The 13,990-nt window shown below is 52.6% G+C and carries 10 protein-coding genes; 9 read left to right on the forward strand and 1 reads right to left on the reverse strand.

The window, feature by feature from the left end; genetic code table 11:
- Window positions 1–940 precede the first annotated feature (940 nt).
- Window positions 941–1,339 carry a hypothetical protein gene (locus tag BQ5453_RS00355; RefSeq protein ID WP_071121664.1) on the forward strand — a complete coding sequence of 133 codons (399 nt, stop codon included), beginning with the start codon at window positions 941–943 and terminating at the stop codon, window positions 1,337–1,339.
- A 586-nt stretch (window positions 1,340–1,925) separates the two neighbouring features.
- Here the strand turns inward: BQ5453_RS00355 and BQ5453_RS00365 are convergent.
- On the reverse strand, window positions 1,926–3,230 hold the full coding sequence (locus tag BQ5453_RS00365) for an MATE family efflux transporter (protein ID WP_235860000.1): 1,305 nt from the start codon (window positions 3,228–3,230) through the stop codon (window positions 1,926–1,928).
- Window positions 3,231–3,575: 345 nt separating this feature from the next.
- On the opposite strand from BQ5453_RS00365, the gene BQ5453_RS00370 reads away from it, so the two are divergent.
- The 8 genes from BQ5453_RS00370 (at window position 3,576) to BQ5453_RS00405 (ending at window position 13,907) form a co-directional block, all read left to right on the forward strand.
- Complete coding sequence (locus BQ5453_RS00370) at window positions 3,576–4,055, forward strand: division/cell wall cluster transcriptional repressor MraZ (RefSeq protein ID WP_074027630.1); 480 nt, start codon at window positions 3,576–3,578, stop codon at window positions 4,053–4,055.
- A gap of 28 nt (window positions 4,056–4,083) precedes the next feature.
- Window positions 4,084–4,983 carry a 16S rRNA (cytosine(1402)-N(4))-methyltransferase RsmH gene (gene rsmH, locus BQ5453_RS00375; RefSeq protein ID WP_235860001.1) on the forward strand — a complete coding sequence of 300 codons (900 nt, stop codon included), beginning with the start codon at window positions 4,084–4,086 and terminating at the stop codon, window positions 4,981–4,983.
- Between the two features lie 37 nt (window positions 4,984–5,020).
- A complete protein-coding gene (locus BQ5453_RS00380) occupies window positions 5,021–5,479 on the forward strand; it encodes an FtsL-like putative cell division protein (RefSeq protein ID WP_083361064.1) in 459 nt (152 codons plus the stop codon).
- Window positions 5,480–5,567: 88 nt separating this feature from the next.
- Window positions 5,568–8,123, forward strand: coding sequence for a penicillin-binding transpeptidase domain-containing protein (locus tag BQ5453_RS00385; RefSeq protein WP_071121668.1), 2,556 nt, complete (start codon window positions 5,568–5,570; stop codon window positions 8,121–8,123).
- A gap of 86 nt (window positions 8,124–8,209) precedes the next feature.
- Complete coding sequence (locus BQ5453_RS00390) at window positions 8,210–9,667, forward strand: UDP-N-acetylmuramoyl-L-alanyl-D-glutamate--2,6-diaminopimelate ligase (RefSeq protein WP_071121669.1); 1,458 nt, start codon at window positions 8,210–8,212, stop codon at window positions 9,665–9,667.
- 30 nt (window positions 9,668–9,697) lie between these two features.
- Entirely contained in the window at window positions 9,698–10,966 is a 1,269-nt protein-coding gene (mraY, locus tag BQ5453_RS00395; protein WP_022102282.1) for a phospho-N-acetylmuramoyl-pentapeptide-transferase, read from the forward strand.
- 200 nt (window positions 10,967–11,166) lie between these two features.
- Window positions 11,167–12,507 (forward strand): UDP-N-acetylmuramoyl-L-alanine--D-glutamate ligase, encoded by a 1,341-nt coding sequence (gene murD / locus BQ5453_RS00400; protein WP_071121670.1) that lies wholly within the window; start codon window positions 11,167–11,169, stop codon window positions 12,505–12,507.
- Window positions 12,508–12,719: 212 nt separating this feature from the next.
- Window positions 12,720–13,907 (forward strand): FtsW/RodA/SpoVE family cell cycle protein, encoded by a 1,188-nt coding sequence (locus tag BQ5453_RS00405; RefSeq protein ID WP_071121732.1) that lies wholly within the window; start codon window positions 12,720–12,722, stop codon window positions 13,905–13,907.
- Window positions 13,908–13,990 lie beyond the last annotated feature (83 nt).

The raw sequence follows: 13,990 nt of genomic DNA on the forward strand, positions 1-13,990 counted from the left end.
GTCCAACGGGGCAAATGTAGGGCTTACTTGTGTATATGCCAAGTTTTGGGGTGGATATTTTGCGAAAGTGTGCTGAAGAACATAAAAGTTCGCTTTGCCTGCTTGTTGATGTGCTAACAGGCTGATGAACTTTCGCCGTAGCGGGGATTAGTTGGCCGCTAACGCGGGAGACAGAAGAACATAAGGACATAAGGACAGAAGATTTGACGTTTGTGCTTGCCGCTTACCGCGGGAACATAAGAACATAAGTTTTCATAAGATACACATAAGGCCGCTGCGCGGCGGACGGCCACGGACTATCGTCCGGGTGGCCTCAAGAAACATAAGGGCTGACGCCGTAGCGGGACTTGGTTGGCCGCTAACGCGGGAAACAGAAGAACATAAGAACATAAGGACATAAGGCCGCTGCGCGGCTGCGGCCACGGACTGACGTCCGCGTGGCCGGAAGGGACACAAGGGCTGGCGCTGAGAAAGGTGGGCGGTGGATTGTTATTAGGCTGACGCAAAGCGGGTTTTTCTGTTACGGGAGGGCGGATTTTCTGTTATGAGGGAGCGGATTTTCTGTTTCTCCGACCGATTCCTCTCTCTGGCACAAGTGTTTTTTGGGGATTTTGGGGGTGAAAAGACGGGGTGTGATGAGTGATAATTGATAATGGCTGAACAGAAAGTACTCTCTACATATAGGAGCACTGAGATGCCGTGCAATGTGCACCACTGCAGGAGGACACAGACATGATATTGGCGCGGACAGTATAAATACGGTGAAAGTTTACTGTCGCTTGTACCACCATTGAATATATGATGGACATCAAGCCACGGGTAAAGATAAGCACGCACAAAAGCATATGGGTAAGTTTGCGGGAGATGAATACTCGCGTTCTGTATTTTTTTTGTAAGTTTGCCATAATTTGTAAATCACACGACATATATAATATATATAATGAAGCACAAAAACTATTTGTTGGGTTTTGTTTTGGCTGCAATCGTTTGCTGCAGCTGCGCCCATTCCTCGATAGGCAATTTGGTAGGCAGCGACCGCGATGAACATGGCTGTATTGGCTCAGCTGGATATACATGGAGCTATGCCCTGCACAGTTGCGTCAGACTGTGGGAGGCTGGTACACGCTTTGACGCCGGCCCCGAGCAGGTATTCCTTATATATAGTGCCGATTCTACATTTGCCGAAATTTTTCCGTCAAGTAGCAAGTCGGTACTTTGCAAACGTGTTAAGGGCACGAATGTGTGGAAACCGCGCAAAGGACACGAAGAAGTGTCGATACAAAACGGCGTTACTTGCGTCAAGGTGAACAATTATAATTATACCAGGGCTAACGACTGACACAGCACACTGTAGCCCACAACTCAAAGCACAAGCACCAACAAGAGCCAATCGCATTGGGCCCTTGTTGGTGCTTGTATGGTTTGTATGGAAAAGGACAAGTGACGTCCGGACTACAACCATGGGGTATAAAATGAAGCAGCATGCGCCTCACGGCGAACACTGCCTCTCGTCATTTACCTAAAAAACACTATTACCTTATAGCTTGTAATACCTTTATATTGAATGGCAGGCAGATGTGACGCGCTGCGCATTGTTTTGTCATTTTACGTTTGCAAATGTAGTGCTTATTTTCGTTCGCTCCAAACTTTTTAGACAAAGCGACGGTTTTTGTCGACGAATTTGTCGTTATGCAACAATTATGCAAGTTGTATTCATTTTGTGTCAGTATATGAGGATAATTACTACACGTTTGCCACCACTGCGGGGCAAGAACAACTTAATACAACCTTTGTAATAAACGCCGATGACAGGAGCCTCAACAGCATTATAAAGCGCTTGCGTATGGCTTTACAAAACCTCGACGCAATTTCTTTTGACTTCCTTGAAAAGAACACGCATTGTTCGTCCTTACAAAATCGCCTTGTCAAGCCCTGACCGCGCACAGCTTTTTCATACGCACATGATAGGCAACAAGCACCATGGCGCCTGTGAGCACCCACGACAACGGGTATACTTGCAACAACTGTGCGAACCCATGGTAATGCGGACTCACCACAAAGACCCACACCATGCGCAACACGCAGGTGCCGAACACGGTCATGATGGTGGGCAACATGGACTCACCCATGCCACGCAAGGCAGAACCCGAGATTTCGTAGCTGCAGGCCAAGAACTGAAATAGCAGGACGCCCTGCATACGTATGGCTCCGTAGTGAATGACTTCGGGGTCGGCGGTGAAGAAACTGAGGAAGAAGTGGTTCTGCCAAGTGAACAGAGCGTTGGCAGCGAAACAACCTACAAGGCCCATCAACATGCAGATGCGGAAGATGCGACGCACGCGGTCGTATTTGCCAGCACCATAATTCTGACCAATGAACGATATGGCCGCACCGTTGCAAGCCACGATGATGTAGTAGCAATAATACTCAAAGTTGACAGCCGCAGCCGAGCCCGCTATGGCCGCAGAGCCGTAGCCATTGATGGCACTCTGCACCACCACATTGGACAAGGAGAATACCATGCCTTGCAAACCTGCCGGCACGCCAATTTGCAGCATGCGGCGCAGCTCTTTGCCATAAATGCGCATGTGGTTGAACTGCAACTGCAATGCACCCTTTTCACGACGCAGCAACACGACTATACATGCGGCACTGACCATATTGGCTATGGCTGTGGCGATGGCCACACCCTCAACACCAAGGCCGAAGCAGATGACCAACACGAGATTAAGCACGGTGTTAATAACACCAGCCACCACCAAGATGTAAAGCGGACGGCGGGTATCGCCCACACTGCGCAAGATGGCGGCTCCAAAATTGAATATAAGAAAGAAAGGAATGCCCACAAAGTAAAGACGCAGGTAGAGCACGGCCATGTCGAGCACATCGGCCGGGGTGTCCATCAGTTCGAGTATGGGCCGCGACACGCCTATGCCGATAAGCATCAGCAGCACACCACTGACGACGCTGACCAATGACACGGTGCTGACGGTGCGTCGCACACCCTCGTCGTCGCGCTGACCAAGGTGATTGGAGAGCACAACATTGGCACCCATCGATATGCCAACAAAAAGGTTGATTAGCAGACTGATAACGGGTGCGTTACTGCCCACTGCGGCCAAAGCTTTGCTGCTGGCAAAGCGTCCGACCACGGCTACATCGACAGAATTGAACAACTGTTGCAACAAGCTGCTGGCAGCAAGCGGCAGGGCAAATATCAGTATTTTCATAAAAAGAGGACCATTGAGCATGTCCACTTTGGTTGAAGTCTGACTCATCGTATTATGTGTCGTTATTATAAGTAGGTGCAAAGGTACATCTTTCGGCAGGACTGAGGCTTACCCTTATGACCGTTTTTGGTTTATTTACACGTTACAACCGAGTTATAGAAGGTGCAACGCACATAATGCGCCCCACCTTGGAGTGTTACAGACTGACGCAGCGATAATACATGATTATCAATAAAGTAAGCACCACAACACTCTTGACGATAAACAATATTTATAAAAAAGTTGTCTTAAAAGTGGGGAAAAGTGGGGGAAAATCCGTACTTTTGGAAATTCTTAGGAGATATGATGAGATTTACAGGTACAATCGATGCCAAGCTCGATGCCAAAGGGCGCGTGTTTTTGCCGTCTGACTTCCGCAAGCAACTTGCTGAGTCAGACCCACGGTTGGTATTGAAACGCGATGTGTATCAGCCTTGTCTTGTGATATATCCCTATGCGGTGTGGAATGCCGAGGTAGACGCGTTGCGTGCAAGACTCAACCGATGGGACCCTCGGCAGGCTATGCTCTTCCGCCAGTTTCTGGCCAATGTGGAGGTGTTTACGCTCGATGGTAACGGCCGCTTTTTGATTTCACGCAAAATGCTTGACGCTTGCGCCATCACCGACCGCACAGTGCGCTTTATGGGCGTTGACGACCGCATTGAGGTGTGGAGCGTGGCACAGAGCGCCAAACTGCTGATGAGCGACAGCGATTATGCAGAGTCGCTGGCCAAAATCATGGGTAAAACACCCCTTATGGACAACGATCACACCGCAATATATTAAAAACTTTAACCATATAACACCATACAGCGTGTATCATATACCAGTTTTACTCAACGAAACAGTGGACGGGCTTAACATTAAGTCCGGTGGCATCTATGTAGATGTGACCTTTGGCGGAGGCGGACACAGCCGCGAAATATTGCGGAGGCTTAGCGATGACGCCCACCTCTACAGTTTTGACCAAGACGCCGATGCAGAGCAAAACATACCTGATGGCGACAAGCGCTTTACCTTTGTGCGGAGCAATTTCAGGTATCTGAAGAACTGGATGCGCTACTACGATGTGGAGCATGTTGATGGCATACTGGCCGACCTTGGCGTGTCGAGCCACCATTTTGACGATGAGGAACGCGGTTTCTCGTTCCGCTTTGATGCCCCCCTCGACATGCGCATGAATGAACGCGCTGGTGCTAACGCTGCCGATGTGGTGAACAAATATGACGAGGAGCGGCTGGCTAACGTGTTTTACCTATATGGCGAAATGAAAAACAGCCGCCGGCTGGCTTCGACCATTGTCAAGGCACGCAGTGCAAAGGCTATTTGCACCATTAACGACCTGCTTGAGGTGGTAAAGCCACTCATGCCACGCGAAAGGGAGAAAAAGGACCTGGCGCGCGTGTTCCAAGCCCTGCGCATAGAGGTTAACCACGAAATGGAGGCGCTACAAGAGATGCTTGAAGCGGCGTTGCAGGTGCTGCGGCCGGGCGGACGGTTGAGCGTGCTCACCTACCACTCCCTTGAGGACCGTATGGTGAAAAACTTTATTCGCGCCGGACGCATTGACGGCAAGGTGCAACAGGACTTTTACGGCCGCAGGCTGACGCCGTGGCGGGCCATAAACAACAAGGTCTTTTTGCCTTCGGCACAGGAGCAGACCGAAAATCCGCGAAGCCGCTCTGCCAAATTGCGCATTGCCGAAAAACTCTGACTCTACCACATTACCATCAAGACTATAACAACAGAACATGAGCAAGAACGATATGCCCGAAGCCGCTACCGACAACAGGCGCCCTGACTCTGAGGAACAGGAAATTGAACGCGAGGAACAAAATGCCCTGCAAGCTCTGCGCGAACTGACTGCTGACGAGGATACGCCCGCAGGAGAGTCGCGCAGCAAAATTACCTTGGCCTCGATATTGGGCGGCGACATATTGGGTGGACGCTGGTTCAGACGCCAATTTTGGTATATTGTGATGGTTGTGGCCATGATTATTGTGTATGTGAGCAACCGCTACTCGTGCCAGCGGGAAATGATTCAGAGCAAAATGCTGACCGACACGCTGCTCGACCGCCGATATAAGGCGCTGACCCGATCGAGCCAACTCAAAGAGAAAACGCGACGAAGCTGCATTGAGGGGGCTCTGACCGACACCACACTGCAAACGGCCAACACGCCATCGTTTAACTTGAAGGTGGACGAATAGGCTATACGCTACAACGCACATACAATATATTGTATAATAGGCATAAACATTCTTTGTAACACTCTCCTCTCACTACAAACAAGTTGAAATGAATTTCCCCGTCAAGCAAGTTACTAAGCGCTACGCTGTCATAGGATCAGTGTTGGTGCTGGCAGGTCTTTCCATATTAGGAAAGGCCATCTACATCATGACGGTAGAGAAGAACTTTTGGGAACAGGTGAACGACCGCTTTATCAAGGAGAATGAGGAAGTCATACCCACGCGCGGCAACATTCTGGCCGACGACGGTGAGGTGCTGGCAGCCTCATTGCCCGAGTACAAGCTATACATGGATTTCATGTCGTGGGAGAAGGACCCCAAACGACGCGCCAAAGAGCAATTTAACCGCGACAGTTTGCTGCACGCCAAAATGGACTCTATCTGCACGGGCGTACACCGTATATTGCCCGACATAGACCCCGCAGAGTTTAAGGAATTGCTATTGAAAGGCCGCGAGAAGGAGAGCCACCACTGGCTGCTATATAAAAAGCGTGTATCGTATATTACCTACCGACAACTCAAGCAGTTGCCTTTGTTCAAGATGTCGGCCAATGTGGGCGGCTTTCATACCGAAGAGTTCAAAATGCGCAAGAACCCGTTCGGCCACCTGGCAGCACGCACTATTGGCGACCTGTACAAGACCGACGGCAAACCGCGCACAGGACTTGAGTTGAGCTTTGACTCTATTCTGCGTGGCGAGAAGGGGTCGGCACACCGCCAAAAGGTGCTCAACCGCTACCTTACCATCATAGACAAACCCGCCATAGACGGCTACGACGTGATGACCACACTCAACGTAGGCATGCAGGACATCTGCGAAAAAGCTCTCTCGGACAAGCTTACCGAGATCGACGCCAACTCGGGCGTGTGCATACTGATGGAGGTGGGCACCGGCGACATTAAAGCCATGACAAGTCTGCGCCGCATGGCCGACGGCAGCTATCAGGAAATAAATGCCGATGCTGTAAAGAACCTGTACGAGCCAGGGTCGGTGTTCAAACCCATGTCGTTCCTTGTCGGCATGGACGATGGCTACATACACATGACAGATATAGTGGACGTGGGCTGCGGTATTAAAGAGATGTACGGCCGCAAAATGCGCGATGCCAACTGGCGCTCGGGCGGCAGCGGTGTGGTAACTGTGCCACAAATTCTGCAAAAATCGCTCAACGTGGGCGTAAGTACACTCATCGACCGCGCCTACCACGACAATCCTCGCAAATTTGTTGAGGGTATCTACCGCATTGGTGTAGCCGAAGACTTGAAGATACCTATTCCGGGCTATGCCAAACCCCGTATCCGCATGCCAAAGGCTGACGGATCGAACTGGTCGAAAACGGCTCTGCCATGGATGAGCATCGGCTACGAAACTCAAATTCCGCCTATCACCACAGTCAACTTCTACAACGGCATTGCCAACAACGGCAAACTATTGCGGCCACGTCTGGTTAAGGCCATTCTGCACAACGGCGAGGTGGTCAAGGAGTACCCCGTAGTGGTGCTGCGCGAACACATGGCCAAGGCCGAAGCGGTGAAGAACATACAAGACTGCCTTGAAAGCGTGGTGAGCGTGGGACTTGGCAAAAAAGCCGGTTCACCCTACTTCCACGTGTCAGGCAAAACGGGTACCGCACAGGTATGGACCAAAAGCGGCTTTGCCTCACAATATCTTGTGTCGTTTGCAGGCTATTTCCCGTCTGAAAAACCGCTTTACTCGTGCATTGTGTGCATACAAAAGGGCGCCCCAGCTTCGGGCGGCGGCATGTGCGCACCAGTGTTCAAGCGCGTGGCCGAAACTGTGATGGCACAACGCAGGTCGGACGACTACACTGCCGCACGCGACTCCAACAACTGCCTCAACCCGGTGGTGAGTGCCGGCAGTCTGACAGCCGCACAGTCTGTACTCGAACAGCTCGGCATCAAGTTCACTTCGCCCGTCAACACCGAGGACGCACCACTCACCTGGGGCCACTGCAACACCACGAGTCAAGGGCTTAACATGAACGTGGTTGAAGAGGTGAAGGGCAACATTGTGCCCGATGTGCGCGGCTATGGTTTGCGCGACGCCTTGTTCCGCCTCGAAAAGCTCGGACTCAAAGTCAAAGTGCGCGGCATAGGACGTGTAACGCAACAAAACATGCAGCCCGGCTACCATTTTAAGCGCGGCCAGCAAATCGAAATCATACTTGGCGACCCCGAGGATATACCGGCTGCCGAACGCGACACGACACAGCAAAATGCCGAGCAGGCCAAGGCGCAGCCCAACGAGCCTGAAGACTCCGAACTGACGCCCACAGCCGCTGACGAAAAGAAGTACCAGCAGACTGAGCAAGCGCAGCAGCAAAAGATGCAGGAGCGAAAGGCTGAAAAGGCCAAGCAGAACCAGGCTGAGCAGGAAAAGAAAAAGCAAGCGACACAGTCTAAGCCCAAAAAGCAACCGGCTATAGAGCCCAAGCAATCGACAACATCTGCCCAAAAGAAGAGAGACAAAAGGGCCGACAACAAGAAGGCCAAGCCGTCCGCAACTTCTTCAGACAAAAAGGAAAGCAAGAGGGGCACCACAAAGAGTGCAAACACCAGCAAAAAGCATAAGCCGGCAGACTAAAGCCGTAAGTCTTTTGCAAAAAGCATGCCAAGCAAGCTAAGAAGCAAACAACATAGTCAACAACATATATCTACATAGACACTACAATGAAACTATCAGACGCACTGAAAAAAGTAACAGTTGTAGCCGCAAAGGGCGATCTGCAACGTGAAATAACAGGTGTTAATATTGACTCAAGAAAAGTGGCAACCGGCGACCTGTTCGTAGCCGTAAAGGGCACGCAAGCTGACGGTCACCTTTACATACCCAAAGCCATAGAGCAAGGTGCTGCGGCAGTATTGGTAAGCGAACCCATACCAGCCGACACCCCCGATAGTGTGACGTACGTGCAAGTGGCCGACACCGAAGATGCTGTGGGCAAAGTGGCCACACAATTCTACGGCGACCCCACCACCAAACTCAAGCTGGTGGGCGTAACAGGCACCAACGGCAAAACAACCATTGCCACAGTGCTCTACAACATGTTCCGCGCCTTCGGCCACAAATGCGGCCTGTGTTCAACAGTGTGCAACTACATTGACGGACGTGCCATACCCGCCGACCACACCACTCCCGACCCCGTGACTCTGAACAAGCTCCTGGCACAAATGGCCGACGAGGGGTGCGAATACGCCTTTATGGAATGCTCGTCACACGCCATACACCAAAAGCGTATTGGCGGTCTGCGCTTTGTAGGCGGCATATTTACCAATCTCACACGCGACCACCTCGACTATCACAAGACGTTTGAGAACTATCGCAATGCCAAAAAAGCCTTCTTCGACGGACTGCCCAAGGGAGCCTTTGCCATAACCAATGCCGACGACAAGAACGGCATGATTATGGTGCAGAACACACAAGCCACCGTGCGCACCTACTCCACCCGCACCGTAGCCGACTACAAAGGCCGCATTCTGGAGGAGAGCATCGAAGGCATGCTGCTCGACATCGACGGACGCGAAGTAAGCGTGCGCTTTGTCGGCCGTTTCAACGTGTCAAACCTGCTGGCGGTATATGGTGCCGCACTGATGCTGGGCAAGACACCCGAAGACACCCTGCGCGTGCTGTCAACGCTGCACCCCGTCAACGGACGTTTCGAGGCCATTCGTTCGCCCAAGGGCTTCAGTGCCATTGTCGACTATGCCCACACGCCCGACGCCTTGGTCAACGTGCTCACCGCCATCAACGAAATTGTGCGCGGCAAGGGCAAAGTCATCACCGTGTGCGGCGCCGGCGGCAACCGCGACAAAGGCAAGCGCCCGCTCATGGCACAGGAGGCAGCCAACCGTTCTGACCGTGTAATTATCACCAGCGACAACCCACGTTTTGAGGAGCCACAGGACATCATCAACGACATGCTTGCCGGCCTTACCGACGAGCAGAAACAAAAGGTCATCAGCATTGTCGACCGTCGTGAGGCCATACGCACAGCCACCATGCTGGCCCAGCCCGGCGATGTGATACTCGTAGCAGGCAAGGGCCACGAGCCCTATCAAGAAATCAAGGGCGTAAAGCACCACTTCGACGACCACGAGGAGATAAAGAAAGCCTTTGGCATCAACTAACCACCAACCAACACCCAATATTTCGCAACAATGTTATACTACCTTTTCCGTTTCCTCGAGCAGTTCGGCGTGTCGGGTTCGGGCATGTGGTCCTACATATCATTCCGTGCACTCCTGGCCCTCATTCTGGCCCTTGTCATATCGGCATGGTTCGGTGAGTACTTCATAAAGTGGATGAAGCGCCACAACATCAGCGAGACACAGCGCGATGCCAGCATCGACCCCTTTGGCGTGCAAAAGATTAACGTGCCATCAATGGGCGGCATTATCATCATCGTGTCGATACTTGTACCATGCCTGTTGCTCGGCCGTCTGCGCAACATCTACCTCATACTGATGCTCGTCACCACCGTATGGTTAGGCCTGTTGGGCTTTTTAGACGACTACATCAAGATATTCAAGAAGAACAAGGACGGCCTCCCCGGGCGTTTCAAGATAGTGGGGCAAGTGTTGCTCGGGCTGTTTGTCGGACTCACGCTCTACCTCAGCCCCGATGCCACCATACGCGAGAACATCGAAATGCAGCAGCACGGCCAAACTACCGAAATCGTGCACAAGAGCCAAGCCGTCAAGAGCACCAAGACAACCATACCCTTTGTCAAGGAGAACAACTTCGACTACGCTGAGCTTGTAAGCTTCTGCGGCAAGTACAAGACACAAGCCGGTTGGATAGTGTTTGTGCTTGTCACGATATTCGTCATCACAGCCGTATCGAACGGAGCCAACCTCAACGACGGCATGGACGGTATGGCCGCGGGCAACTCCGCCATTATATTCATAGCCCTTGGCATACTGGCCTACGTGTCAAGCCACATAGAGTTTGCCTCATACCTCAACATCATGTATGTACCAGGGTCGCAGGAGCTTGTCATATTCACCTGTGCCACAGTAGGCGCGCTCATCGGTTTTCTATGGTACAACGCCTACCCGGCACAAATATTCATGGGCGACACCGGTTCGCTCGCCATTGGCGGCATCATAGCCGTGTTGGCCATCATCATTCACAAGGAGCTGCTCATACCCATACTGTGCGGCATATTCCTGCTCGAGAGCCTCAGCGTCATACTGCAAGTTGAATGGTACAAGCTCGGCAAGCGCAAAGGCGTGAAGCAGCGCATATTCAAGCGCACGCCCATTCACGACAACTTCCGCGTATTACCCTCGCAGCTCGACCCCGAGTGCAAATATCTGTGCAAGTGGCCGCATGGAGCATGGCACGAGTCAAAGATCACCATACGCTTTTGGATAACCACCATCATACTTGCCGCGCTCACCATCATTACATTGAAAATAAGATAACACAACAAGATAAGTAGGTGTTCAAAATTATTTTTACATTGAAAGTGCATTATCGGGGCGCATATGTTCCCTTCGGGTGAGGGAGCATAGCGGGCTATGTGACCGAGGCCGAAGGGGACAGATGCGTCTCGAGAATGTGCTTTCAATGTGAAAATGACACCTGCTGATTGTATAAAATAATTTTGAACACCTACTTACAAATGAAACTAGTAGTATTAGGAGCAGCCGAGAGCGGCGTAGGAGCCGCCATCCTGGCCCAGAAAGAAGGGTATGAAGTATTTGTGTCAGACATGGGCAGCATCAAGCCGCGCTACAAAGCGATGCTCGACGCCCACCACATAGCCTGGGAAGAAGGACACCACACCGAAGCCAACATACTGTCGGCCGACGAGGTAGTAAAAAGCCCCGGCATACCCGAAACAGCTCCCATGGTGGCCAAGCTCATAGCACAGGGCACCCCCATACTCAGCGAGATAGAGTTTGCCGGCCGCTACACCGACGCCCGCATGATATGCATCACAGGCAGCAACGGCAAGACAACCACCACATCACTCATCTACCACATCATGCGCAAGGCCGGCATAGATGCCGGATTGGCAGGCAACATAGGCCACAGTCTGGCACTGCAAGTAGCCGAAGCCCCCCATAGCACCTACGTGATAGAGTTGTCGTCATTCCAGCTCGACAACATGTACAAGTTCCGGGCCAATGTAGCCGTGCTGCTCAACATCACCCCCGACCACCTCGACCGCTACGACTTCAAGATGCAGAACTACGTTGACGCCAAGATGCGCATACTGCAGAACCAAACGGCCGACGACACCTTTGTATATTGGAAGGAAGACGAGCACGTGCCCAACGAGCTGCCCAAATACAGCGACCCGAGCGCCAAGTGCGGCTTTACCGACGAAGCGCAACCCGGTTCGGCCGGCTATGCGGCCAACGGCACATTCGTAGTCAACGCACCAGTACACTTCGAAATGCCACTCAGCCAGCTTTCATTGCCCGGCCGCCACAACCTGCGCAACTCGCTGGCAGCCGCCATAGCCTGCCTGGCCGCCGGCGTTAGCCCCGAAGTTGTACGCCAGGGCCTGTCAGACTTCCCCGGGGTGGAACACCGCCTCGAAAAGGCCGGCACCGTCAATGGCATACACTTTGTCAACGACTCCAAAGCCACCAACGTAGACGCCTGCTACTGCGCGCTCGAAAGCATGACCACCCCCGTAGTACTGATATTGGGCGGTAAGGACAAAGGCAACGACTATGCCGAAATCATGCCATTTGTCAAGCAAAAGTGCCGTGCGCTGGTATATATGGGTGCCGACAACAGCAAGCTGCACGCCAATTTCGACGCAACAGGCCTGCCCACGGCCGACACCCACTCCATGCGCGAGTGCATGGAGCACGCCGTAGCCCTGGCACAGCCCGGCGACACCGTGTTGCTAAGCCCGTGCTGCGCCAGTTTCGACCTGTTCAAGAACATGGAGGACCGCGGCGAGCAGTTCAAGGCATGGGTCAAGCAGTATGGCGAGGCAAAGTAAGCCACCAACCACACACGTAACGAAACAAAAGAGCCTGCCTGGCAGCAAACAAGCAATGCAAGCCAAGCCAGAACGCTAAATACAAGAAAGGACACAACATGGGTTTCTTTACCAGAAAAGACAAAAGCGAAAGCACCACACCGCAAACGCACGCCCTGCCAAAGTTTGAGGAGAAAGTCGAACGCGAAACCACGCGTCTCGGCTCCCTGTTCATGGGCGACCGCGTGATATGGATTGTCTACTTCTTCCTGTGCGTCATATCACTTGTCGAGGTATACAGTGCCGCCAGCACACTATCGTACAAGTCGGGCCGCTTTTGGGAGCCGCTTGTCAAGCAAGCCCTCTTCTTAGGCGCCGGCACCATCATCGTACTGTTGGTACACCGCATACCATGCCGCATGTTCAAGATACTGCCCATACTGTCCATACCCCTTTCGGTGCTACTACTTATGATCACCCTGTTGTCGGGCGCAGCCACCAACGACGCGGCACGCTGGATAAACTTAGGCTTCATACAGTTCCAGCCCTCCGAAATAGCCAAAGGCTCCCTCATCATCACCGTAGCCCTCATATTGGCACGCACCCAGCGTGAAAACGGTGCCGACAAGCGAGCGTTCAAAATAATCATGTGGGTTACCCTGCCCATAGTAGGCTTAATATTCACCGAGAACCTCTCAACCGCTGGTCTGCTCTTTGGCGTGGTGCTGCTCATGATGTTCATAGGACGCGTGCCACTGGTGCAGTTAGGCAAGCTGTTGGGCGTCATGACCCTCTTGGGCGTGCTGATGGGCGTGTTAGTATACCTGTCGTCTGACGTGCCCTTCCTCCACCGTTTCGAAACGTGGAAAGAGCGCATCGAGACACACTTTGGCGGCGATGAAGACGCGCGCGATGCCGACCCCGCCACCTACGACATAGACAAAGGCGCACAAGTAGCCCATGCCAACATAGCCATCGCCACGAGCAACGGCATAGGCAAAATGCCAGGCAACTCCGTGCAGCGCGACTTTCTTAGCCAAGCCTTCTCCGACTTCATCTACGCTGTCATCATCGAGGAAATGGGACTTTGGGGCGCAGCCATCGTAGTATTCCTCTACATCATACTACTGTTCAGGGCCGGACGCATAGCGAGCCGTTGCGAGCGCAACTTCCCCCCCTTCCTTGTCATGGGCCTGACACTGCTGCTTGTCACCCAAGCCATGGTCAACATGGCAGTAGCCGTAGGCCTCTTCCCCGTCACAGGGCAGCCACTGCCACTCATCAGCCGTGGTGGTACCTCCACACTCATCAACTGCTTCTACATCGGCATGATACTGAGCGTGAGCCGCTACGCCAAACAAGTCAAAACCCCCGTCCACACACAGTTCGACGGCCCCATGAGCGACATCAAGCACGAGTAAGGCACGCCTACGCAGTAGTACGACCTAACCGCACTCAAGCATCAAACGCAAGCACTAATGGGGGCGACGCGTCCCCGCGTCGG

The sequence above is a fragment of the Prevotellamassilia timonensis genome (assembly GCF_900106785.1).
Classification (GTDB): domain Bacteria; phylum Bacteroidota; class Bacteroidia; order Bacteroidales; family Bacteroidaceae; genus Alloprevotella; species Alloprevotella timonensis.